The organism is Streptomyces sp. NPDC104309, from assembly GCF_055584025.1.
Window position 1 is genome coordinate 39,236 of sequence record NZ_JBVJMV010000046.1, and the last position, 22,071, is coordinate 61,306.

At 70.0% G+C, this 22,071-nt stretch carries 21 protein-coding genes; 9 read left to right on the forward strand and 12 right to left on the reverse strand.

The features are described from left to right. Positions 1 to 88: 88 nt before the first annotated feature. From ACZ68L_RS38620 to ACZ68L_RS38630, 3 genes are all read right to left on the reverse strand, one after another. Positions 89 to 661 carry a SigE family RNA polymerase sigma factor gene (locus ACZ68L_RS38620; protein WP_351086048.1) on the reverse strand — a complete coding sequence of 191 codons (573 nt, stop codon included), beginning with the start codon at positions 659 to 661 and terminating at the stop codon, positions 89 to 91. Positions 662 to 1,020: 359 nt separating this feature from the next. After that, complete coding sequence (locus tag ACZ68L_RS38625; protein WP_469587262.1) at positions 1,021 to 2,085, reverse strand: aspartate-semialdehyde dehydrogenase; 1,065 nt, start codon at positions 2,083 to 2,085, stop codon at positions 1,021 to 1,023. Beyond that, a complete protein-coding gene (locus ACZ68L_RS38630; RefSeq protein WP_469587265.1) occupies positions 2,082 to 3,353 on the reverse strand; it encodes an aspartate kinase in 1,272 nt (423 codons plus the stop codon). Before ACZ68L_RS38630 ends, ACZ68L_RS38625 begins: the two co-directional genes overlap by 4 nt. A 233-nt stretch (positions 3,354 to 3,586) precedes the next feature. Here ACZ68L_RS38630 and ACZ68L_RS38635 point away from each other — a divergent pair, with 233 nt between their 5' ends. Next, positions 3,587 to 4,642 (forward strand): DUF2785 domain-containing protein, encoded by a 1,056-nt coding sequence (locus ACZ68L_RS38635; protein ID WP_469587268.1) that lies wholly within the window; start codon positions 3,587 to 3,589, stop codon positions 4,640 to 4,642. A gap of 270 nt (positions 4,643 to 4,912) precedes the next feature. Here ACZ68L_RS38635 and ACZ68L_RS38640 read toward each other — a convergent pair whose 3' ends face one another. The 3 genes from ACZ68L_RS38640 to ACZ68L_RS38650 all read right to left on the reverse strand — a co-directional run bounded on the left by ACZ68L_RS38640 (position 4,913) and on the right by ACZ68L_RS38650 (position 6,682). Next, on the reverse strand, positions 4,913 to 5,572 hold the full coding sequence (locus ACZ68L_RS38640) for a DUF5063 domain-containing protein (protein ID WP_469587270.1): 660 nt from the start codon (positions 5,570 to 5,572) through the stop codon (positions 4,913 to 4,915). Positions 5,573 to 5,685: 113 nt separating this feature from the next. Continuing rightward, on the reverse strand, positions 5,686 to 6,285 hold the full coding sequence (recR, locus tag ACZ68L_RS38645) for a recombination mediator RecR (RefSeq protein WP_469587274.1): 600 nt from the start codon (positions 6,283 to 6,285) through the stop codon (positions 5,686 to 5,688). Between the two features lie 61 nt (positions 6,286 to 6,346). Further along, the gene (locus tag ACZ68L_RS38650) at positions 6,347 to 6,682 is read right to left on the reverse strand and encodes a YbaB/EbfC family nucleoid-associated protein (protein ID WP_351086067.1); all 336 of its coding nucleotides are present in this window, start codon (positions 6,680 to 6,682) and stop codon (positions 6,347 to 6,349) included. A 359-nt stretch (positions 6,683 to 7,041) separates the two neighbouring features. Between ACZ68L_RS38650 and ACZ68L_RS38655 the strand changes: the two genes are divergently transcribed. Continuing rightward, positions 7,042 to 7,836: an SLATT domain-containing protein gene (locus ACZ68L_RS38655; protein ID WP_469587276.1), complete on the forward strand. Its 795-nt coding sequence runs from the start codon at positions 7,042 to 7,044 to the stop codon at positions 7,834 to 7,836. 190 nt (positions 7,837 to 8,026) lie between these two features. Here ACZ68L_RS38655 and ACZ68L_RS38660 read toward each other — a convergent pair whose 3' ends face one another. From ACZ68L_RS38660 to ACZ68L_RS38670, 3 genes are all read right to left on the reverse strand, one after another. Next, complete coding sequence (locus ACZ68L_RS38660; protein ID WP_469587312.1) at positions 8,027 to 8,674, reverse strand: hypothetical protein; 648 nt, start codon at positions 8,672 to 8,674, stop codon at positions 8,027 to 8,029. Positions 8,675 to 9,046: 372 nt separating this feature from the next. Next, entirely contained in the window at positions 9,047 to 9,841 is a 795-nt protein-coding gene (locus tag ACZ68L_RS38665; protein WP_469587281.1) for a GntR family transcriptional regulator, read from the reverse strand. Between the two features lie 112 nt (positions 9,842 to 9,953). Further along, positions 9,954 to 11,318, reverse strand: a complete 1,365-nt coding sequence (locus ACZ68L_RS38670) for an aminotransferase class III-fold pyridoxal phosphate-dependent enzyme (RefSeq protein ID WP_469587283.1) — start codon at positions 11,316 to 11,318, stop codon at positions 9,954 to 9,956. Between the two features lie 193 nt (positions 11,319 to 11,511). Here ACZ68L_RS38670 and ACZ68L_RS38675 point away from each other — a divergent pair, with 193 nt between their 5' ends. The 3 genes from ACZ68L_RS38675 to ACZ68L_RS38685 all read left to right on the forward strand — a co-directional run bounded on the left by ACZ68L_RS38675 (position 11,512) and on the right by ACZ68L_RS38685 (position 14,766). Beyond that, a complete protein-coding gene (locus ACZ68L_RS38675) occupies positions 11,512 to 12,105 on the forward strand; it encodes a type 1 glutamine amidotransferase family protein (protein WP_469587285.1) in 594 nt (197 codons plus the stop codon). After that, positions 12,102 to 12,590, forward strand: a complete 489-nt coding sequence (locus ACZ68L_RS38680; RefSeq protein ID WP_469587288.1) for a MarR family winged helix-turn-helix transcriptional regulator — start codon at positions 12,102 to 12,104, stop codon at positions 12,588 to 12,590. The genes ACZ68L_RS38675 and ACZ68L_RS38680 overlap by 4 nt, the downstream gene beginning before the upstream one ends. Before the next feature lie 361 nt (positions 12,591 to 12,951). Then, positions 12,952 to 14,766, forward strand: coding sequence for a serine/threonine-protein kinase (locus ACZ68L_RS38685; protein WP_469587292.1), 1,815 nt, complete (start codon positions 12,952 to 12,954; stop codon positions 14,764 to 14,766). Here ACZ68L_RS38685 and ACZ68L_RS38690 read toward each other — a convergent pair whose 3' ends face one another. Further along, a complete protein-coding gene (locus ACZ68L_RS38690) occupies positions 14,767 to 15,153 on the reverse strand; it encodes a hypothetical protein (protein WP_469587316.1) in 387 nt (128 codons plus the stop codon). It lies immediately after the preceding gene. Positions 15,154 to 15,328: 175 nt separating this feature from the next. Here ACZ68L_RS38690 and ACZ68L_RS38695 point away from each other — a divergent pair, with 175 nt between their 5' ends. The 3 genes from ACZ68L_RS38695 (at position 15,329) to ACZ68L_RS38705 (ending at position 18,529) form a co-directional block, all read left to right on the forward strand. Further along, positions 15,329 to 16,165, forward strand: a complete 837-nt coding sequence (locus ACZ68L_RS38695) for a helix-turn-helix domain-containing protein (RefSeq protein WP_469587318.1) — start codon at positions 15,329 to 15,331, stop codon at positions 16,163 to 16,165. Beyond that, a complete protein-coding gene (locus ACZ68L_RS38700) occupies positions 16,162 to 16,398 on the forward strand; it encodes a DUF397 domain-containing protein (protein WP_469587294.1) in 237 nt (78 codons plus the stop codon). The genes ACZ68L_RS38695 and ACZ68L_RS38700 overlap by 4 nt, the downstream gene beginning before the upstream one ends. A 142-nt stretch (positions 16,399 to 16,540) precedes the next feature. Next, positions 16,541 to 18,529 carry an Ig-like domain repeat protein gene (locus ACZ68L_RS38705; protein WP_469587298.1) on the forward strand — a complete coding sequence of 663 codons (1,989 nt, stop codon included), beginning with the start codon at positions 16,541 to 16,543 and terminating at the stop codon, positions 18,527 to 18,529. Here the strand turns inward: ACZ68L_RS38705 and ACZ68L_RS38710 are convergent. Continuing rightward, the gene (locus ACZ68L_RS38710) at positions 18,519 to 19,346 is read right to left on the reverse strand and encodes an AraC family transcriptional regulator (protein ID WP_469587301.1); all 828 of its coding nucleotides are present in this window, start codon (positions 19,344 to 19,346) and stop codon (positions 18,519 to 18,521) included. The two genes, ACZ68L_RS38705 and ACZ68L_RS38710, sit on opposite strands and share 11 nt — an antisense overlap. Before the next feature lie 123 nt (positions 19,347 to 19,469). On the opposite strand from ACZ68L_RS38710, the gene ACZ68L_RS38715 reads away from it, so the two are divergent. After that, complete coding sequence (locus ACZ68L_RS38715; RefSeq protein ID WP_469587320.1) at positions 19,470 to 20,726, forward strand: MFS transporter; 1,257 nt, start codon at positions 19,470 to 19,472, stop codon at positions 20,724 to 20,726. Here ACZ68L_RS38715 and dnaN read toward each other — a convergent pair. Continuing rightward, positions 20,635 to 21,762 carry a DNA polymerase III subunit beta gene (gene dnaN / locus ACZ68L_RS38720; protein WP_469587304.1) on the reverse strand — a complete coding sequence of 376 codons (1,128 nt, stop codon included), beginning with the start codon at positions 21,760 to 21,762 and terminating at the stop codon, positions 20,635 to 20,637. The two genes, ACZ68L_RS38715 and dnaN, sit on opposite strands and share 92 nt — an antisense overlap. Positions 21,763 to 22,071 lie beyond the last annotated feature (309 nt).

Sequence of the window (22,071 nt, forward strand, 5' to 3'; positions counted from 1 at the left end):
GGCCCGTCATTCACAATTCCGTTTCCAGTCCGGTCAATCCGAGGCTCGCGCTCGTGGCCGCTCTCGTCCCTGTGGTCGCGCCGGCTCATCACTGGGCCTCCATCACGACGCGCAACGCCGCGATCCCACGGGAGCCGTAAGCCTTGACCGAGCCCAGGGATATGCCGAGCGTCTCGGCCACCTGAGCCTCCGTCATGTCCGCGAAGTAACGCAGCACCAGCACCTCCCGCTGGCGCCGTTGCAGCCCCCGCATCGCTTTGATCAGCGCGTCCCGCTCCAGCTGGTCGTACGCACCCTCCTCCGCGCTCGCCATGTCCGGCATCGGCTTGGAGAGCAGCTTCAGCCCGAGAATGCGACGGCGCAGCGCGGAACGAGACAGATTGACGACGGTCTGGCGCAGATACGCGAGCGTCTTCTCGGGGTCCCGTACCCGGTTGCGCGCCGAGTGCACGCGGATGAACGCCTCCTGCACCACGTCCTCACATGACGCGGTGTCATCCAGGAGCAGCGCCGCGAGGCCGAGCAGCGAACGGTAGTGGGCGCGATAGGTCTCGGTGAGATGGTCGACCGTGGTTCCGGCAGCCACGCTCTCCTCAGCGCCCTCGCGTTGCGACGGCAGCCGCGCGGGACGCGCGGCGGGCATGGGCGCGATCACCGGCATACCGCCGGGTGCGCGGGGCCGTCTGAGCGGACGCACCGAAGCGCCGCGCAAGGGGCCCACCACTGTGATATCGAGAACCTCTGCCACGCCAGTTGGACACGCTTCCCCCCGTCAGGGTTGTACGCGCGCGGCACCGCGTTTGACGCGATGCGACATGCCCTCATACATACCTGCTCTTCCACAAGTGCCCTGAATATGCGCCCCACCGCGCAAGAGATGACCGCATAGACGCGCGCTTTCCGGCCAACGGTTGCAGTGGGCAGCAAGGTCATCGTCGGACACCTCGACGCCCCAGCTCAAGAGGTTCAGACCTTCAACTTGCTCACAGGTCATTCACAGAGAGTACAAAACAGGTTCGATCAGGACCGGGGGAATTCGGCGGCCACCGACTCGGCGATCTGCGCCACGTTCAAGGCCGCGCCCTTGCGGAGGTTGTCGCCGCAGACGAACAGTTCCAGGCACCGGGGATCGTCCAGCGACCTGCGCACCCGCCCGACCCAGGTCGGATCGGTACCGACGACGTCGGACGGCGTCGGGAAGTCCCCCGCCGCCGGGCTGTCGTAGAGCACGACACCCGGCGCCGTCGCCAGGATCTCGTGGGCCCGGTCGACCGCGATCTCGTTCTCGAACCGCGCGTGCACGGACATCGAGTGCGTCGCGATGACGGGCACGTACACACAGGTCGCCGCCACCCGCAGGCTGGGCAGGTCCAGGATCTTGCGGCACTCCTGACGGATCGCCAGCTCCTCCGACGACCAGCCGTCCCCGGCCTCGGTCCCGGCCCAGGGCACCACGTTGAGGGCCACCGGCGCGGCGAAGGGACTGCCTTCCGTGTCCCCCACGGCCCGGCGTACGTCTCCGGGCTTCGTCCCCAGCTCCGTACCGGCCACCATCGACAGCTGTTCGCGCAGCGCCGCGACGCCGTCGCGGCCCTCCCCGCTCACGGCCTGGTACGAGGAGACGACCAGTTCCCGCACCCCGAATTCGGCGTGCAGCGCGCCGACCGCGACGATCAGCGAGAGCGTCGTGCAGTTCGGGCTCGCGACGATGCCGCGCGGCCTGATCCGTACGGCATGCGGATTGATCTCGGGCACGACCAGCGGCACGTCCGCGTCCAGCCGGAACGCGGCGGAGTCGTCGATGACGACCGTGCCCTTGGCGGCGGCGATCGGCGCCCACTGCGCGGAGACGTCGTCGGGCACCAGGAACAGCGCCACGTCGACGTCGTCGAACACGTCCTCGGTGAGTGCGAGGACCTCGATCTCCTCACCGCGCACGACCAGCTTGCGGCCGGCCGAACGCGGCGAGGCGATCAGCTTCACCTCGCCCCAGACATCCGCGTGCTGCGAAAGGATCTGGAGCATGACGCCGCCGATCGCCCCGGTCGCTCCGACGACCGCGAGCGAAGGGCGGCGGGCAGTCATCGGCCGGTGCCCCCGTAGACGACGGCCTCGTCGGAGTCGCTGTCGAGACCGAAGGCGGTGTGCACGGCGCGCACGGCCTCGATGACGTCGTCGGCGCGGGTGACCACCGAGATGCGGATCTCGGATGTGGAGATCAGCTCGATGTTCACCCCGGCGTCCGACAGCGCCTCGAAGAAGCCCGCCGTGACGCCCGGGTTGGTCTTCATGCCGGCGCCGACCAGGGAGATCTTCGCGATCTGGTCGTCGTAGCGCAGCGACTCGAAGCCGATGGTGCCGCGGTTGCGCTCCAGGGCGTCGATGGCCTTGCGGCCCTCGGATTTCGGCAGCGTGAACGAGATGTCGGTCAGACCGGTGGACGCGGCGGAGACGTTCTGCACCACCATGTCGATGTTGACCTCGGCGTTCGCGATGGTGCGGAAGATCGCGGCGGCCTCGCCCGGCTTGTCGGGCACGCCGACGACGGTGATCTTGGCCTCGGAGACGTCATGGGCGACTCCGGAGATGATCGCGTGCTCCACCTTCTGGTCCCCTTGCGGCTCGTTGCTGACCCAGGTTCCGCGCAGTCCGGAGAAGGACGAGCGGACGTGGATCGGGATGTTGTAGCGGCGTGCGTACTCCACGCACCGGTGCAGCAGCACCTTGGAACCGGACGCGGCCAGCTCCAGCATGTCCTCGAAGGAGATCCAGTCGATCTTCCGGGCCTTCTTGACGACCCGCGGGTCGGCGGTGAAGACACCGTCCACATCGGTGTAGATCTCACAGACCTCGGCGTCCAGCGCGGCGGCCAGCGCGACCGCGGTGGTGTCGGACCCGCCGCGGCCGAGGGTGGTGATGTCCTTCTTGTCCTGGGACACACCCTGGAACCCCGCGACGATCGCGATGTTTCCCTCGTCCAGCGCCGTACGGATACGGCCCGGCGTCACATCGATGATGCGCGCTTTGTTGTGGACCGAGTCGGTGATGACGCCCGCCTGGCTCCCGGTGAACGACTGGGCCTCGTGGCCCAGGTTTTTGATCGCCATCGCCAGCAGGGCCATGGAGATCCGCTCTCCGGCAGTCAGCAGCATGTCGAACTCACGCCCGGCAGGGATCGGGGATACCTGTCCGGCGAGATCGATCAACTCGTCCGTCGTGTCGCCCATCGCTGACACCACGACAACCACCTGGTTGCCGTTCTTCTTGGCATCGACGATTCGCTTGGCGACGCGCTTGATGCCTTCGGCATCGGCTACGGAGGAGCCTCCGTACTTCTGCACGACAAGGCCCACGTGCGCTCCTCGCTCAGTCCATTACTGCGGTCGGCTCAGTTTAACGAGCAGTCCGGAAACGCCGCGCCGATATCACATGGTGAGATGTCCCGCTCAACACGTGATCATCGGCGTGTCGCTCCGAACTGCTCGTACGGGGCTGCTGCCCGCCGATCGGGCGCGCACTCCCGGATGTGGTCCAGCCCACACGTGCGGCCGGCCGGGCCCACGATTCAGGAGCCGCTCCCTCCAGCGTGGACCGGAACCCTGCGGTCCGCCCTTCGGAGGCCCCCACCCTGCGTAAGCCGCCCCGTGTGCTCGCCGCGCTCGCCGCACTCCCCGCGCTCCCGGCGCTCCCGGCGCTCCCGGCGCTCCCGGCGCTCCCGGCGCTCCTGACCCTGGCCCTGGCCCTGGCCCTGGCCCTGGCCCTGGCCACCGTCCCGCCGGCCGCGTCTCCCGCCCACGCGCTCGCGTGCCCCCGGCTCGCGCGCCCCGGCCTGATCCAAACGAAAGAGCCTAGGCTGACCCGCGTGACGGACTGGCAGAACCTCCTTCTCGACGACAACGTTCGCCCCACGCCGGAGCTGGTCGCCGAGCTCAGTGCCGGCCTGCGCTCCGCCGACCCGGTCGTCCGGGACGAGCAGGCATACGTGCTGCTGAACCGCTGGATCCCGGATCTCCCGGCGGCGACACGGGCTTCCCTCGGCGCCGAGATGGCGACCCGTTTCACCGACCCCGGGATTCAGAGCAGGACGTTCGCACCTCTGATCCTCGCGGCTCTGGTACGGCGTGGTGACTACGACCGGAGCTGGGAGACGGCTTTCGCCCGCTGGTATCCGGCCGAGACGGACCTTCGGGGGTACGACGCGAAGCTGGGCTGGTTGCACGCCGTCGCCCACGGGGCCGATCTCCTGGGCGCCCTCGGCCGCTGCCCCCGGACCGACCCCGTACCGCTGCTGGACCTGGCCTGCGCACGGCTGATCGCGCCCACGACCCATCTCTTCGACGCCATGGAGGACGACCGGCTCGGCCTCGCGATCGCTCTGACCCTGACCAGGCCGGAGCTGAGCGAACAGCAGTCGGTGGACTGGCTGAAGCCGATCGTCGCCGACTTCGAGGCCGGGGAGCCCGGTCCGCTTCCCGCGCACGCCTCCAACACCATGCGGACGCTGCGGGTGCTCCACCTGCTCGCCGACAGAGGGGTCCGACCGCACCCGTACACCGGCGAACCACTGGCCCTCGGCCATGCCAGGGCGGTACGCGAGGCCGTGGCGGCGGCACTCGCCGTCCCGTGCCCGTACGCCGGGTAGCCACGAGCGCGAGGCGATCGGTACCCGCGTCGTACGGCTCCGTCCGCACAGCCTGGTTCCACGAGGCCGCCGCCGCTCGTCCGGCCCTCGTGGAACTCGGCGGTACCCGCGGTCTCCGCTCAAGGGCTGTCCCGAAGAGCGTGATCCGATCTTTCGCGTCGTCCTGGACGACGGCGATCCGGTGCCCCGCACCCTGGCCGCCGTCCGGCTGCTCCGCCGGGCCTTGCGGATGCCGAGCTCCGCGACCTCGGCCGCTACTGCCCCACTGCCCTACTGCACCGTTCGCAGGCCCAGCGGGCCCGCGATCTCCGCGGCCATCACCCGGCCCGCCTCCTCGGCCAGTTCGTCGTCGACCGTCTCCGAATCGGTGTCCAGGCCGTCCAGTTCCTGGAGGGGCTGGTTGAGCCGGATGTGGGCGATCAGGGACTGGAGGGCGCGCAAGGTGGCGGATGCGGTGGAGCCCCAGTTGGAGAAGTAGGAGAACTGCCACCACCACAGGGCCTCGGTCGTGCGGTCCTCTTCGTAGTGGGCCAGGCCGTGGCGCAGGTCGGTGACCAGATCGGCCAGGTCGTCGGAGATACGGGCCGGGACCGGGGCCTTGCGGGGCTCGTACGGGTCGAAGACCTCGGAGTAGACATCGATCGGCTCCAGCAGGGCGGCGAACCGCTCGCGCAGGCCGTCGGCGTCCGGCTCCGCGCCGAGATCCGGCTCGTAGCGCTCGTCCGGGACGATGTCCTCGTACGCACCGAGCCTGCCGCCCGCCAGCAGCAGCTGGGAGATCTGGAGCAGCAGGACGGGGACGGCCTCCTCGGGCTCCTCGACCTTGGACACCTCGGTGACCGCGACGATGAACGTCTTGATCTGGTCGGCGATCTGGACGGCGAAGTCGTCCGGGTCCTGCGTGACGGAGTTCAGCGTGGCGTCAGACATCGAGGGGACCTCCCGTGGGCACGGTCGCGAACGGTGAGTAGAACATAGCGTCGCTGAACGTAAAGCCGTCGTGAGTCGATGCAAGAACATCAGACGTCGTGGTCGTGAATGCATCAGACATCGAGCAGGCGCCTCCCCTCGAAGGCACGGCCCAGGGTGACCTCGTCCGCGTACTCCAGGTCGCCGCCCACCGGCAGCCCGCTGGCGAGTCTGGTGACCCGCAGGTCCATCGGCTTGATCATTCGCGCCAGGTACGTCGCGGTGGCCTCGCCCTCCAGGTTGGGGTCGGTCGCGAGGATCAGCTCCGTGATCGAGCCGTCGGCCAGGCGGGCGAGCAGCTCACGGATGCGCAGATCATCGGGTCCTACGCCCTCGATCGGGCTGATCGCACCGCCGAGCACGTGGTACCGACCCCGGAACTCACGGGTCCGTTCGATCGCGACGACGTCCTTCGGCTCCTCGACCACGCAGATGACCGTCTGGTCGCGGCGCGCGTCCCGGCAGATGCTGCACTGCTCCTGCTGGGCGACGTTGCCGCAGACCGAGCAGAACCGGACCTTCTCCTTGACCTCCAGGAGGGCATGGGCGAGACGGCGCACATCGGTCGGCTCGGCCTGCAGGATGTGGAAGGCGATCCGCTGCGCGCTCTTGGGACCGACGCCGGGCAGCCTGCCCAACTCGTCGATGAGGTCCTGAACCACGCCTTCGTACAACGGGAACGCCTTCCTTCTCCTGATCCTGGGTGAGCCGAACGCCGAGTTGCGGGTCGCGCGGTCAGAAGGGGAGGCCGGGCATGCCGCCCAGGCCCTGGGCCAGCGGGCCCAGCTTCTGCTGCTGGAGCTGCTGCGCGTTCTCGTTCGCCGCCTGGACCGCGGCGACGACGAGGTCCGCGAGCGTCTCGGTGTCCTCCGGGTCGACGGCCTTCGGGTCGATCACCAGAGCGCGGAGCTCACCGGAGCCGGTCACGGTCGCCTTCACCAGACCGCCACCCGCCTGCCCCTCGACCTCGGTCCTGGCCAACTCCTCCTGGGCCGTGGCGAGATCCTGCTGCATCTTCTGCGCCTGCTGCAGCAACTGCTGCATATTGGGCTGACCACCACCGGGAATCACGGTCACTCCTGGCAATTCGACGACAAAATGTTTTGGTACGCCGAGCCTACGTGGTCGCCGCGCAGTGCGCCCCACCCACTGGCGAGCAACTCTTTCGAGTGAGTTTCAAGCAGCGTCGGCGTGACTCCTATACCTGATCACAGGCCCTGCGCACCGCGGAACGCCGCGATTCCGACTCCGCAGCCCACCATTCGGCGGTAGGAAGGGCATGCGCATCAGGACACATAGGCGCACCGCACGTCACGCAAGGTTACGTATGCGGGACAGTCGGCCACGCCGGAGAGCAGTGATCAGCCCATCGTCGAACACACACCACCACACATCAGGCGTCGCTACGCAGAATGCAGAGGAGTACCCCGGTGAGTCAGCCGGAGATGCAGCCCGAAGGAGCGCCCCGCAACGAGTCCGGCCCGGCCGGCTCGGCCGGTTCCTCCGGTTCTGGCTCCGGCGTACGCGGCCGGGGTGCGCGGGGCGGGGATCTGACCGCTCAACCGTTCCCGCTCGGCAACTGGGGGGAACCGGCCGACCGCCTCGACGAGCTGTACCGCTGGGTCGAGGCCGACGCGCTGCGCACCGCCGACTGGTATCTGGGCGACCGGATCCGGAAGCGGCGCGGGGCCAGGGCGCTGCGGATCGGCACGGCGGTCGGGGCGGTCGCGGGCGCCGCGCTGCCGTTACTCGACCTCACCGGGACGCTGAGCGGGGCGGCGGGCTGGGGCTATCTGTCGCTGCTGCTGGGCGCCGCGTGCATGGCGTGCGACCGGTACTTCGGCCTGACCTCGGGCTGGATAAGGAACCTCGCGACCGCCCAGGCCGTGCAGCGACGCCTTCAGGTGCTGCAGTTCGACTGGGCATCGGAGTGCGTACGGGAGGTGCTCGGCCCGACCGAGGGGACGGCCAGCGAGGCGGCCGAGCGGTGTCTGGGGGTGCTGCGGCGGTTCTCGGAGGACATCACGGAACTCGTACGGACCGAGACCGCGGACTGGATGGTGGAGTTCCGGGCCGGGCCCGCGCCGATGGGGATGCAGGCGCTGTCGTCGGGCAGCGGGAACGGGGGGCGTACGGACCAGGGGACGCTGCCGGGACGGTTCCCGATGCAGACGATGACCCGGCCGAACATGCCGAGGCAACGGCCTCCGGAGTCACCGCGTTGATCCCACCGCGGTGACTCCGGAGGTGTGCGGCGCGCCCCGGCGCCACGGTCCGCTGCCTCCGGCCGTCATCGTCAGGCCGTTGTGCGTCCTCTGGCCGTCATCTGCGTCTTCTGGCCGTCATCGTCAGGCCCTTGTGCATCTTGCGACCGTCATCTTCTGGCCGCTGTGTGTCTTCTGGCTGTTGTGCGCTTCAGCTGAAGATGATCATTGAGCCCTGGGCGAGGCTGCGAGTGGCCGCAGCGTGCAGGCCCAGCCAGACGTGCCGCTCACGTGCGAACGGACTGTCGTCCAAAATCGGGCCCGCCGGTTCCTCCAGGGAGGTCGGCCCGATGGGCGGCAGCGGGGCGGCCGGCGGATTCGCCGGGTCGATGCCGATGGACGGGGCGACGAACTCCAGCTCCCGCAGCAGCCCGTGCGCGGAACCGAGCGGGCCGCCGCCCGCGAGCAGGTCGTCGTCGGAGAGCGGTACGGCGAAGTCCAGCGGGACGTACGCCCCCGCGTGGTCGTAGTGCCAGACCAGGTGGGACTGCTGGGCCGTCGCCTCGAACATCTCCAGCAACTGCTCGTAGCCCCCGCCCAGTTCATCGACGGGCGTCACGGCGAAGCCGCTGAGCTGGAGCAGGTAGGCGCGGCGCAGGAAGTGCAGCGCGTCGTAGTCGAAGCCCGCGACCGGGGCGACGTCTCCGGTCAGGCCCGGCATATAGGCGTACACGGGAACGGGCGGCAGTCCGGCCGCGCCCAGCGCCTTGTTGTAGACGGCGATCTCTTCGGCGAACGGGTTGTCGGGGCTGTGGCACAGCACATCGACGAGGGGGACCAGCCACAGGTCACAGGCCACGAAGTCTCGCTCTCCCACGGTGCGCATTGGAATTTTCAGACGGTCGGGCCAGCGTAATGCGGCAGGCCCGTCGCGCACAGTGGCCGATGGTCACGGGTAGGGGCCGGTAGCGGCCGGATGCCCCCGCTACCCCGGTTCGCGCGGCCGGGCACGTCCGCGCGGCCGTCACCGACACCCACGTCAGCCCGGCCGTCACCGACCCCGCGGTCGGCCGGTCGGAGGCTGCGGCTCCGGCCCTCCGGCGACCGAGGCCGAGGACTGGCCCGTCGGAGCCTGTGCCGTCTGCCCCACAGGCCCCGCAGGCCCCGTCTGTCCCACAGGCCCCGCCGGCCCCGCAGGCCCCGTAGACCCCGCCTGTCCCGTCGACCCCCGTCAGGACCGCCCGGTCGAAGTCTCTCCCGCCGAAGGCTCTGCCGTCGGGGGCTGTTCCGTCGGGGGCTCCCCCGTCGGCTGCGGGTCGTGGTCCGGCTGTCCGGGATTTCCGGCCGCGAGCCGGTCCGCCCAGCTCAGCGCGTGTGCGTTGAAGTCGTCGATCACCGCGCGCACCGCGTCGTGATCGCCGAGCGTGAGCGCCGCGACAAGTTCCGAATGACCGTGCCAGAGCCAGTCCCGGGCCCCCGCGTCATGGCGCAGATACGGCACCGCGAACACCCAGGCCTGGACGCGCAGCCGGTGCAGGAAGTCGTTGATGTACGAGTTGCTCATGAGCGCGCCCAGCTCTCGCCAGAAACGCAGGTCGTAGCCGATGAGGATGTCGAGGTCACCGCCCCGCGCCGCCCGTGCGGCCTCCTGGGCCCTGCGGCGTACGGGGACCAGGCCGTCCCGGTACGTCACCACCTGCGCGACCGACGGCGCGGGCCCCCGGAAGAGGCCGCGGATGACTCCGTCGATGACCAGCGCCCGCGCCTCGACCATCGACCGGTAGTCGTCGACGGTGAACTCACGCACCCGGAAACCGCGATGCTGATCCGATTCGAGCAGACCCTGCGCGGAAAGATCGAAGAGCGCCTCGCGCACCGGTGTCGCGGAGACGCCGTACTGCTCGGCGATCTGCTTGACGGTGAACTCCCGTCCCGGCTGCAGACGCCCGGCGAGCACCTCGTCCCGCAGCGCGTCCGCGATCTGCTGCCGCAGCGTACTGCGGGTTACAGCTCCGCTCGCGCACATGGCGCCCCTCCCCTTTTTCGCCTTCGGTCACCTTAAGGCAGGGCCGCGCTGCCCGGATCCGGGCAAGGGAAGGGGAGGGGCGTCGCACCGCCGGGCCGCGCGGACCCTGCCGCTACACGGTGTACTCGTCCGCGACGGACAGTGCCACGTCGAGAGCCGCGAGGCCCTCCTTGGCCTCGGCCTCGGTGACGTTGCAGGCCGGAACGGCGTGGGTGCGGTTCATGTTGACGAAGGGCCACAGGCCGTTCTTCTTCGCCGCAGCACCGAAGGCCGCCATCGGCGCGTTGGCCTCGCCCGACGCGTTGTACGGGACCAGCGGCTCGCGGGTCTCCTTGTTGCGGACCAGGTCCAGCGCCCAGAACGCGCCGAGGCCGCGGACCTCGCCGACCGACGGGTGGCGCTCGGCGAGCTCGCGCAGGCCGGGACCGAGCACCGTCTCGCCGATGTGGGCGGCGTTCTCGATGACCTTCTCGTCCTCCATCACCTGGATGGTGGCGACCGCGGCCGCGCAGGCCAGCGGGTGACCGGAGTAGGTCAGTCCGCCCGGGTAGGCGCGGGTCTCGAAGGTGGCGGCGATCTCTGCGGAGATGGCGACACCGCCGAGCGGCACGTAACCGGAGTTGACGCCCTTGGCGAAGGTCATCAGGTCCGGCACCACGTCGAAGTGGTCGGCGGCGAACCACTTGCCGGTGCGCCCGAAGCCGGCCATCACCTCGTCGAGGATGAAGACGATGCCGTACCGGTCGCAGATCTCGCGGACACCCGCGAGGTAGCCGGGCGGCGGCGTCATGATGCCCGCCGTGCCGGGGATCGTCTCCAGGATGATCGCGGCGATGGTGGCGGCACCCTCGAACGCGAGGGTGTCCTCCAGGTGCTGGAGCGCGCGGGCGCACTCCTCGGCCTCCGTCGTGGCGTGGAACGGCGAGCGGTAGAGGAACGGGGCCCAGAAGCGGACAACACCCGCCGAGCCGTTGTCGGACGGCCAGCGGCGCGGGTCACCGGTGAGGTTGATCGCGGTGGAGGTGGCGCCGTGGTACGAGCGGTAGGCGGAGAGCACCTTCGTACGGCCGGTGTGCAGCCGGGCCATCCGGACGGCGTTCTCGACCGCCTCGGCGCCGCCGTTGGTGAAGAAGATCTTGTCCAGGTCGCCCGGGGTGCGCTCGGCGATGAGGCGTGCGGCCTCGGAGCGCGCCTCGATCGCGAACGCGGGGGCGAAGGTGGCGAGCTTGCCCGCCTGCTCCTGGATCGCGGCGACGACGGTGGGGTGCTGGTAACCGATGTTGGTGTAGACGAGGCCGCTGGTGAAGTCCAGGTAGCGGTTGCCGTCGTAGTCCCAGAAGTACGCCCCCTCGGCGCCGGCGACGGCGAGCGGGTCGATCAGGCCCTGGGCGGACCAGGAGTGGAACACGTGCGCGCGATCGGCGGCCTTCACGGCCGCACCGGCAGCGGGGTCGACATGAGGGGCATGAGGGGTCATGCGGTGAGCGTAGGCCGCGCCGGGAGCGACCCGACATGGCCACCTTGTATGGCGTGAGGCCCTCAGCTGGGCATGGTGTCTGGTCGGCGCGACACCGCATATGTGACAGCAGGTTGTCATTATGACAGCACACTGACATCATGATTCGGTCGTTGTCGAGGCATGTCGAGGCAGTTCCCGCCGAGGAGGCGCCATGACCCGCAGGACCGTGCATCTGGCCGTGTACGACACCTACGCCGACTGGGAGACCGGGCACACCACCGCCCACCTTTCCCGCGCCGGTTTCGCGGTGCGGACGGTCGGGGCCACCACCGATCCCGTCACCACCATGGGCGGGCTGCGCATCCGGCCCGACCTCGCGCTCGCGGAACTGCGTCCCGAGGACAGCGCGCTCCTGATCCTCACGGGCGCCGACCTCTGGGACTCGGGCGACGACCTCGCCCCCTTCGCCCGGACGGCCCGCGACTTCCTGGACGCGGGGGTGCCGGTCGCCGCGATCTGCGGTGCGACGGCGGGGCTGGCCCGCGAGGGGCTGCTCGACGACCGCACCCACACCAGCGCGGTCTCGTTCTACCTGGCGGCCACGGGATACGGGGGCGGTGAGCGGTACGTCGACGCGGACGCGGTGACGGACGGCGACCTCATCACGGCCGGCCCGACCGAACCGGTCGCGTTCGCCCGCGAGGTCTTCGCCCGGCTCGGGGTGTACGAGGGCGCGAAGCTGGATGCCTGGTACCGGCTCTTCCACGACTCGGACGCGCGTGCATACGAGGTGTTGCAGGGATGAGCCATGAACAGCGCGAACAGCGCGAGGAGCGGGACGCGCTCAGCCGCACCGCGCTCGGCGTCTTCCGGCTGAACGGTCAATTCCTCGCGGTCTCTGAGACGTTGGCCCGGCCGGCCGGGCTGACCGCGGCGTGGTGGCAGGTCCTCGGAGCGGTGCTGGCGGAGCCGTTGTCCGTGTCCGGGATCGCCCGCGCCATGGGGATCACGCGGCAGAGCGTGCAGCGGATCGCGGATCTGCTGGTCGGGAGGGGGCTCGCCGAGTACGTAGCGAACCCGGCCCACCGGCGCGCGAAGCTGCTGCGCCCCACGGAGGAGGGCCGGACAGCGGTGTCCCGGATCAATCCCGGCCACGCGGAGTTCGCCGCGCGGCTGGCAGCGGAACTCGGGGAGGCCGAGTTCGCGGAGACGGCACGGGTTCTGGAGCGGTTGTCGGCGGCCGTGGAGGCGGTGACCGGGAGCGAGGGCGGGGATGAGCGGCCAGGGTGAACAGCGGGCTTGAGCGGTGGGCCCGAGCGGATGAACGGCCGGGGTGAACAGGGAGCCTGAGCAGTGGGCCCGAGCGGATGAACGGCCGGGGTGAACAGGGAGCCTGAGCGGTGGACCCGAGCGGCGGGGCGCGCTGTGGGAACCGGGACCGTCGGGCGGCCGTCTCTGTCCTCGGTCGCCGAACGGACCGAAAGGGAGTGCGGGCGGGTGCTTCCGGCCCGTCCTGCGGCCTCGGACGGAACCGGAGAGGAGTCGCCGGGTATCCACCGACGGCCCCGAAATCCCGGGCCCGCCGGGGCGCGACGCACGCAGCTATTCTCGACGCGTTCCGGCGTACCGCCGCACGGGGAGGACGCACACCATGCAGAAGCTCGGGCCCGCCGATCCGCAACGCATCGGCTCCTACCGGCTGCTGGGCCGGCTCGGCGCGGGCGGTATGGGCCAGGTCTATCTGGCCCGGTCCGACCGTGGCCGGACCGTCGCGATCAAGCTGGTACGCGGTGAGCTCGCCGAGGAGCAGGAGTTCCGCGACCGCTTCCGCCAGGAGGTGCGGGCCGCCCGCCAGGTCGATTCCGTCTGGACCGCCCCCGTGCTGGACGCCGACACCGAGGCGGCCGTGCCCTGGGTCGCGACCGGGTACGTCGCCGGGCCCTCCCTCCAGGCCACCGTCACCAGCCGCGCGGGCGCCCCCGTGGGGAATGCCTCCGGGGCGTACGGTCCGCTGCCCGAGCGCTCGGTCCACATCCTGGGCGCCGGTCTCACCCACGCTCTCCAGGCCATCCACGCCGCCGGGCTCGTCCATCGCGACCTCAAGCCCTCCAACATCCTGCTGACCATCGACGGACCGCGCGTCATCGACTTCGGCATAGCCCGCGCGCTCGACACCGTCACCGACGGCGGACTCACCCGCACCGGGGCCCTGGTGGGTTCACCCGGCTTCATGGCGCCGGAGCAGGTACGGGGCGAGCGCGTGACCCCGGCGTGCGACGTGTTCTGTCTGGGCTCGGTCCTGGCGTACGCGTCGACCGGCCGCCAGCCGTTCGGGACGTCCGACAGCGGCGCGCACGCGCAGATGTTCCGGATCGCACAGGAGGAGCCGGACCTGACCGGCGTCCCGGTGGACCTCGTCGAACTGGTCCGGGACTGCCTGCACAAGGACCCGGCCGCCCGTCCGACGACGGACGCCCTCCTGGAACGCCTGGCCGACGGCGATACGGCGGAGCCCTGGCTCCCGGGCTCGCTCATAGCCCAACTCGGGCGCCACGCCGTGGAACTGCTGGACTCCGAGGACCCGGAGGAGACGGCCGGACCGGACCCCGTCCCGGACAAGGCACCGCCGACGCCGGCCGCACCCGCACCGCCCATCGACCGTCCCGCCCCCGAGCCGCCGCCCGGCGCCGTCCACATACCCCCCACGACGGTCGGCACGCCGTCGTCCGCCCAACCCTCCGGGCCGCCGCCCTCCCCTTCGTACGGCTATCCGCAGCAGCCGCCCACCCAGCAGAGCCACGCCGGTTACGGATATCCGCGGCAACAGCCTCAGCAACCGGCGCCGCCGCACCAGGCGGGCTTCGGTGCCACGCCCCCGTACGGCCCCTTCCACCCCGGCGCAGCTCCGCAGCCCGGTCCCGAACCCGCCCGGCGCGGACAGGCGGCGACGATCGCCCTCATCGTGATCGCGATAGTCGTCGCCATCGGCGCGGGCGGGTCCGTGTACACGCTCATGAGCGACAAGGGCCCGGCGCCCAAGCCGTCCCCCACCGCGTCCTCCCCGGACTCGGACGCCTCCCCCTCCGACGAGAAGAAGAACGGCGACGGCCCCATCCCGGTCGGCTACCTCGGCACCTGGTCGGGCTCCATCGACAACCCTTCGGGCCACTCCACACGGAAGCTCGTCATCCAGCAGGGCGCGGTGGGCGAGCCTGTCCTCAGCCTCATCGCGGACGGCCCGCTCGACAACGGCGGCTCCTACCACTGCGTCTTCAAGGCAGCCTTGACCTCCGAACCGTCCCCCAGCGGCCCCGTCGAGGTCGGCCCCTCCACGGTCACCGTCGGCGAACCCATGTCGTCCTGCACGGCCGGGAAGGCCACCACGCTCACCTTGCTCCCGGACGGCACCCTGAGCCGCGAGATCACGGACACCGGCGAAAGGATCACGTACACCAAGACCGACTGATCAGCCCAGCAGCGCGGACGCCGCGTTGAGCAGTAACAGGGCGTGGACGAACCTGTCGGGCGCCGTCGGCGGAAAGTGCCAGGCCAACGGCCAGGTACGGCCGGCCAGGGCGGGGATCGGCACGTAACTGATCCGGCCCGCACACGAGTTCAGCACCGTCACCTCGCCGGGCCAGGACTTGTGGGCCGTGCTCCCTGCCGGGACCAGGAAGTACACCGCCCGCCGCCCGTTCGCCTCGGTGACGACAGGCCCCGGCTCGCCGCCCGTGATCGCCTCCATCATCTCGGCCAGCCGCCGCCCTTCGTCCCCGTCCACGCGCACGGCGTCGAATTGCACACCCGCTTTGCGCAGTTGAAATCCGGAGGCCGGAATCCACTCAAGGTTCAGTTCACTTTTCGGTGCATTCACGGGGCCATTCTGTCCCCGGTTGGCTAGCGTTTCCCTTGACTGACGAGGGGCGTCGCACACTCGTTGACCTGCGCGAACTCCCCTGAACTTCAGTCGAGTTCGGTGGGGCCGGGTAGTGACCGGTTGAGACCGGTTGAGTCGAAAAGGGATCACGATGGCGCGAGCGGAAAACAAGGAAACGGCGAGTCCGACGGCAAAGCTGGTGGCGGATGTCGCCAAGAAAGCCCGTATCCGGAAGAAGTTGACCCAGGAACAACTCGGCAGGGAAATCGGGTTCTCGGCAGCGGCCGTGAGCGCGATGGAGACCTGCGCGCAACCTGCCAGCGACGAGATGCTGGCGGGGCTGGAGCGAGTGCTCGGAGACGGCATGGGCGTGTTCGAGCAGGCGAGGATCTACATGCGGATGGAGGCGTACCCACCGCAGTTCAAGCCTCATGCGCCTCTGGAGCAGGCAGCACTGAGCCTGCATCTGTACTCGATGCACGTGGTGCACGGTCTGTTCCAGACGGAGGACTACGCACGGGCACTGGTCGGCGGCGGCTATCCTCCGCTGCCGGAACAGCGGGTGGAGCAGCTGGTGGAGGCTCGCATGGTCCGCAAAACGCTGTTCGACCGGGAACCGCTGCCCATGATCGAGCTGATCCTCGAAGAGTCGGTGCTCACCCGGGTCATCGGCAACGCAGACATCATGCGGGCACAGATGCGGTACCTCGCAGAATGTGCCCGCCGTCGTAACGTCACGTTCCACGTGCTGGCACTGGACTGCGGAAAGTTCGGAGAGTACGCAGGCGACCGTGGCGAGATGACCCTGGTGGAGACTCCGCAACACGAGCACCTCGTCTACCTGGAGCCGCAGGACGAGAGTCTGCTGATCAGCGACCCGGGGAAGGTGAGTACATATGCCCAGCGCTATGCGAAGATCCGGTCACAGGCCATGGGTCCTCGTGAATCGCTGGACCTCATCGAGCGGTTGGCAGGAGTAGAGGAATGAGTAACACTCTGCGGTGGTTCAAGTCCAGCTACAGCAGCTCCAGCGGCGGCGAATGCATCGAGGTGGCCTTCGACTGGCACAAATCCTCATACAGCGCAGCCAACGGCGGTGACTGCATCGAGGTCGCCACCTGCCCCCACGCCGTCCACGTCCGGGACTCCAAGGTGCCCGAAGGGCCCGCCTTCGCGGTCGCCCCCGACGCCTGGTCGACGTTCCTCACCTGGGCGAACTGACGATGCGCGGGGTCGGGGTCGCCCCGGCCCCGCAAATGTGTACGAGATGTGGACGCCATGCCATACCCTGCGGTGGCGGGCCGCACCCCGCTCTCATCTCCGGGTGCCACGCGGCCCTCTTACCGTGGGGGTAGACATCATTTTGCGTACGCGCAGAATCTCGGCCGCGACCTCGCTCGCGGTCCTCTTCAGCTCAGTGGTCCTGGTCGGCGGTGCGGCGAATCCGGCCGCTGCCGACTCCAGCAAGATCCTTCCCGCCGCATCGGTCGGCGACATCGTCGCGGACGGTGTGCACAAGCGGGTCTTCATCAGTGACCCGACCGGCGGCAAGGTCCTCGTCGCCGACTACAACGGTTCGGTCGTCGCCACGATCTCGTCCCTGCCGGGCGTGACCGGTCTCGAACTGTCCGCCGACTCCGGCACGCTGTACGCCGGTGTGCGCGGAGCCGACTCCATCGCGGCGATCGACACCTCCGCGCTGGTGGAGTCCGCCCGCTACGCGACCGGCGCGAACACCCACCCCGCCTACCCGGCGCTGGCGGGCGGCAAGCTCTGGTTCGGCTACGGGGCGGCCACCGAGGGCAACCTCGGCTCGCTCGACCTGTCCGGCGCCGAGCCGGTCGTCACCCTGGACCAGGAGCCGAACCGCACCTGGTACTCGGCCCCGACCCTGGCCTCCTCGCCCGGCGCGCCGGGCACCCTGGCCGCCGGTATCGAGGGCCAGAGCCCGACGGAGCTGGCCGTGTACGACGTGGCCTCGGGCGCGGCGGAACGGACCGCGTACCTCCGCACCGACGGGGCCAACATGCGCGACCTGGCGCTGAGCCCGGACGGCAAGCAGGTCGTGGTGGCCAGCGGGTACCCGTACCGCCACCAGGCCTACCGGACCTCGGACCTCACGCTCGGGACCTCGTACCCCTCCGACGCGTACCCCAACGCCGTCGACATCGCGCCGGACGGGACGGTCGCCGCGGGCATCGACGGCTCGTACGAGCCGGACGTGTACATCTACAAGCAGGACACGACCAAGCCGATCCGGACGTACGACTTCCCCAACACCGGGACCAGCAGCGGATCGGACCTCCTGGTGCCGGCCGGGCTGGCCTGGGCGCCGGACACCAGCAGGCTGTTCGCCGTCACCGAGAACAACAACGGCGTCCGCTCGCTGCGAGTACTCACCGACGCCGTCAAGTCCGCGACCACCGTCACGGTCAGCGCCCCGGCGAAGTCGGCGCTCGGCAAGAAGCTCACCGTCACCGGCCGGGTGAAGTCCGACGGTGCGTTCCCGGCCGGCGCCAAGGCCACGGTGACGCGCACCGACATCGAGTCGCCCAACGGCAAGGCGCTCCCTTCGGTGACGCTGAAGTCGGACGGCAGCTTCTCCTTCTCCGACACCCCGACCGCGGGCGGCCAGGTCACCTACAAGGTCTCGTACGCGGGCGACGCGACCCACTCCGCGGCTTCCGGCTCCGGCAAGGTCGCCGTCCCCCGGACGGTCCCCTCGCTGACCCTGAACCGCAACAAGGCGCTGTACTCCTACGGCGCCAAGGTGTCGTTCACCGCGCACCTCGGCAAGACGTACAAGAACCGCACCGTCGAGCTGTGGGTGGACCCGTTCGGTGCGGACAAGCCGAAGAAGCTGGTGAAGACCGGCAAGGTCAACTCCAAGGGCGATCTGTCCACCACGGTCACCATGACCCGGGACACCACCGTCACCGCCGTCTTCAAGGGCGACGCCCGGTACGCGTCCAAGACCGTGACGTCGACCGCGTACGCCAAGGTGAAGGTCTCGACCTCCGTCTCCAAGCAGTACAAGACGGCCAAGATCGGCTCCACGTCGTACGCGTACTTCCACAAGAAGACCAATCCGGTCTTCACCACGACGATGAGCTACTACAAGAACCGCTCGCACAAGCTGTCCCTGCAGCTCTACTACCAGGGCACGTGGTACGACGCGGGCTCGCAGTACTTCAAGCTCGGCACCAACGGCAAGTCCATCGTGACGCTCACCGGCACCCATGACACGGGCTACCGGATGCGCGCCCGTGCCTCGTACGTGAACGGCACCTCGGGCGACACGGTGAACTCGACCACCCACGGCGCCTGGAAGTACTTCATCTTCACGAAGTAGCCGGACGGGCAGGCCCACGAGCGGGCGGTACGCGTGCGGGGCCGGGCGGGTTGCCCGGCCCCGCACCCATGTCAGGACGGCGGTTGTGGGTGCCGGGGGTGTAGCCGAAGGCGTGGCGGAAGACGTCGATGAAGGCGCTGGTGGAGGACCAGCCGCAGCGGTGGGCGACCGTGGTCACCGACATGTCCTCGGCCAGCATGCGCAGGGCGTGGTAGAGGCGCAGCTGGGTGCGCCACTGGGGGAAGGTCATGCCCAGCTCGCGGCGGAAGAGGCGGCTGAGGGTGCGTTCGCCGGCCCCTGACCCGGTTGCCAGTGCGGCCAGGGTGCGGGGGTCCGCGGGGTTGTGGTGGAGGAGTTCGCAGACGGCCGCGAGGCGGGGGTCGGTGGGGGCGGGCAGCTGGACGGGTTGCTGGGGTGAGGCGCGCAGCTGGTCGAGAAGGACCGCGCGCAGGCGGCGCCGTTCGGGGGTGTCGTCGTGGGGGCCGCGGGTCGAGGCGAGGATCAGTTCACGCAGCAGGGGGCTGACGGCGAGGACGGTGGGTGCGTCCAGGCCCAGGGGGTTGGTGTCGGCGGGCAGGCCGAGCAGATGCAGATCGAGGCGGCCGTGGGCGCGGTGGGCGTGGACGCATCCGGCGGGTACCCAGATGGCGCGGGTCCCGGGGGCGAACCAGGTGCCCGCGGTGGTCGTCACGGCCAGGACACCGGAGCCCGCGTAGACGATCTGGTGGTCGTCGTGGTGGTGCGGGTCGATGCTCTCTCCCGGGGCGAGCGTCTTGTTACGGGTGGGCGCCTCGGGATCGTGGCGGATTTCCGGCATACTTTGGCATTTTATCGGAAGCGCGCCAGGGCGTGCCCTGGCGACGATGGCCAGGTGCCGACAACCCGATCCCGTGTCTCCCGCAGCGGTGTCTCCCGTAGCCGCGTCTCCCTCACCCGTCCGATCACGCTGCTGTCCCTGGGCCATGCCTGCGTGGACGTCTACCAGGGGGCCGTGGCCGCGCTGGTGCCGTTCTTCGTCTCCGAGCGTGCGTATACGTACGCCGCCGCCTCCGGTGTCGTCCTGGCCGCCTCCCTGTTGTCCTCGGTCGTGCAGCCGCTGTTCGGTGCCCTGACCGACAAGTGGGCGATGCCCTGGCTGCTGCCGGTGAGCACGCTGGTGTGCGGGGCGGGAGTCGCGCTCGCCGGTGTCGGCGGTTCCTATGCCCTGACCCTGGCGGCCGTGGCGGTGTCGGGGATCGGTGTGGCCGCCTATCACCCGGAAGCCGCCCGCGTCGCCCGTAAGGCCGCGCGTGGCAGCCATACCGCGATGGGCTGGTTCTCCCTCGGGGGCAATCTCGGTTTCGCCACCGCGCCCCTGATGGTGTCCGCCGTCGTCGCCACCGGCGGCCTGGGCGCCTCGCCGCTGCTGGTCGTCCCGGCCCTCGCGGGCGTGGTGCTGTGCGTGGCCGCGCTGCGTGGCGCCGACGTCCCCGACGCCACGGCTGCGGACACTCCGGCGAGTCAGGTCCCCGGCCGGGACGACTGGGCGTCCTTCCTGAGGCTGTCGGGAGCCATCGTGTGCCGCTCGATCGTCTTCGTCGGCCTCAGCGTCTTCATCTCGCTGTATGTGCGACTGCGCACCGGAGGAGGAGAAGTCTCCGGTACGGCCGCGCTGTTCGTCCTCTACCTCGGGGGTGCCGTGGGCACCGTGACCGGTGGGAAGCTCGCCGCCCGCCACGGCCGTATCCCCGTCGTCCAGTGGTCCTACGCGCTGAGCGTCCTCGCCGTGGCCGGCGTGGTCTTCGTTCCCGGCCCGCTGTTCTACGGGTTCGTCGCCCTCACCTCGGCCGGTCTGTACGTGCCCTTCTCCCTGCACGTCACGCTCGGCCAGGACTACCTGCCCCGGCGTGTGGGCACCGCGAGCGGCATCACTCTGGGCCTGGCCGTCAGCATCGGCGGTATCGCGGGCCCGCTCATCGGCGCCGTCGCCGACGCAACGTCCTTGCAGACCGCGCTCGCGCCGCTGATCGCGCTGCCCGCCCTCGGCTGGATTCTCCTGCGCACCCTGAAGGAGCCCGAGACGCCCGGGACCCGGCCCGTACCCGGCCGTCCCGTACCCGGCCGTCCTACACCAGCGGCCGGGCCGACATCAGCAGATGCTGGTGCGCCGGCTGCGACGCCTCCGCCACGGCGTCCTCCTGGGACGCCCACCCGGTGACCATCGCACGCTGGCCGGGGCCCAACAGCTCGAACCGGATCACGGGCGCGTCGAACGTGGCCAGGGCGTCCATCAGATACGAGGGGTTGAAGGCGACCGTCAGCTCGTCGGTGCCGTCGAGAACGGCCGGAAGACGCTGGGAGGCGACATCGTCCTCGTAACCCGCCTGCAGCAGCACCGAGCCGCCGGAGAAGGTCAGTTGGAGCGGACTGCCGCCCTCCGCGACCACGGCGACACGCTTGACGGCCTCGACCAGGGGCGCCCGGTCCGTCAGCGCGGAGACGGGGTCCGTCATCGCGAACAGCTTGTCGTGGCGCGGCAGTCGGCCGTCCAGCAGACGCACCGTCGTGCGCATCCCGGCCAGTTCGAAGCCGACCGAACCGCCGTCCAGCGCGAGTCGGACCATTCCGGACCCGCCGAAGGAGCGGGCGATCTCGCTCAGTCTGCGGGCGGAGACCACGACGTCGGCCGCGACGCCGTCCTTCCCGGGCTTCCACGGCAGGGTGCGTACCGCGAAGCGATAGCGGTCGGTGGCGGCGAGCGTCATCGTGTCGCCGTCGAGGGCCAGCCGGATACCGGTCAGGGTCGGCAGCGTGTCGTCCCGGCCCGCCGCCACCGTCACATGGGCGACGGCCGCGGCGAACTCCGCCGCGTCCACCGCGCCGAGCACCTCCGGCAGGGACGGCAGCGACGGGTAGTCGTCCAACGGCAGTACCGAGAGCCCGAACCGGGCACTGTCGCCGGCCAGCGAGAACCGTGAGCCCTCGACCGCACACTCCACCGCGCCCTCGGGCAGCACCCGGCAGACATCGAGCAGCCGGCGCCCCATCACCAGCACCGTCCCGGCCCGTACGGTCTCCGCCTCCACCTCGATGCACGCGGAAGCCTCGTAGTCGAGGCCCGAGATGCGCAGCCGGCCGTCGGCCGCCTCCAGCAACAGCCCGCCCAGCACGGGAACGGGCGAACGCGTGGGCAGCACGCGCGCCGCCCAGGCCACGGCGTCGGTCAGTGCACTGCGCTCGATGCGGAACTCCATGGCAGCGGCCTCTCCCGGTCGTCTCTGATCGTGATCCTGATCCTGATCCGACCCTAGGGGCCACCACTGACAACGGGAGGAGGACCGGCAACGGGAGTAAGGAGAAAGGGAGAAGGAAGGACCGGCCGCGGCCGACGACAGCGGCCACCCCCGTGAGCCGCTGCCGTCGTCCCCGTGCCCCTCCCCCGAAGGGCCCCGCGACCGTGATCGGACTCTAGTAGGGCTTGGTCAGGTCGGTGTTGGTGGTGCGTGTCCTGTGGGTTCAGTGTGTCGTTGATGGAGTGTGACTCCGGAAGAAATTGCATTTGT

What these genes read in the sequence shown, in the direction of transcription:
- ACZ68L_RS38700 (WP_469587294.1), top strand. Translation starts at nt 16,162, where the DNA reads ATGAGTAACACTCTGCGGTGGTTCAAGTCCAGCTACAGCAGCTCCAGC.
- ACZ68L_RS38625 (WP_469587262.1), bottom strand. Translation starts at nt 2,085, where the DNA reads ATGACTGCCCGCCGCCCTTCGCTCGCGGTCGTCGGAGCGACCGGGGCG.
- dnaN (WP_469587304.1), bottom strand. Translation starts at nt 21,762, where the DNA reads ATGGAGTTCCGCATCGAGCGCAGTGCACTGACCGACGCCGTGGCCTGG.
- ACZ68L_RS38620 (WP_351086048.1), bottom strand. Translation starts at nt 661, where the DNA reads ATGCCGGTGATCGCGCCCATGCCCGCCGCGCGTCCCGCGCGGCTGCCG.
- ACZ68L_RS38675 (WP_469587285.1), top strand. Translation starts at nt 11,512, where the DNA reads ATGACCCGCAGGACCGTGCATCTGGCCGTGTACGACACCTACGCCGAC.
- ACZ68L_RS38640 (WP_469587270.1), bottom strand. Translation starts at nt 5,572, where the DNA reads ATGTCTGACGCCACGCTGAACTCCGTCACGCAGGACCCGGACGACTTC.
- ACZ68L_RS38680 (WP_469587288.1), top strand. Translation starts at nt 12,102, where the DNA reads ATGAGCCATGAACAGCGCGAACAGCGCGAGGAGCGGGACGCGCTCAGC.
- ACZ68L_RS38670 (WP_469587283.1), bottom strand. Translation starts at nt 11,318, where the DNA reads ATGACCCCTCATGCCCCTCATGTCGACCCCGCTGCCGGTGCGGCCGTG.
- ACZ68L_RS38685 (WP_469587292.1), top strand. Translation starts at nt 12,952, where the DNA reads ATGCAGAAGCTCGGGCCCGCCGATCCGCAACGCATCGGCTCCTACCGG.
- ACZ68L_RS38710 (WP_469587301.1), bottom strand. Translation starts at nt 19,346, where the DNA reads ATGCCGGAAATCCGCCACGATCCCGAGGCGCCCACCCGTAACAAGACG.
- ACZ68L_RS38665 (WP_469587281.1), bottom strand. Translation starts at nt 9,841, where the DNA reads ATGTGCGCGAGCGGAGCTGTAACCCGCAGTACGCTGCGGCAGCAGATC.
- ACZ68L_RS38695 (WP_469587318.1), top strand. Translation starts at nt 15,329, where the DNA reads ATGGCGCGAGCGGAAAACAAGGAAACGGCGAGTCCGACGGCAAAGCTG.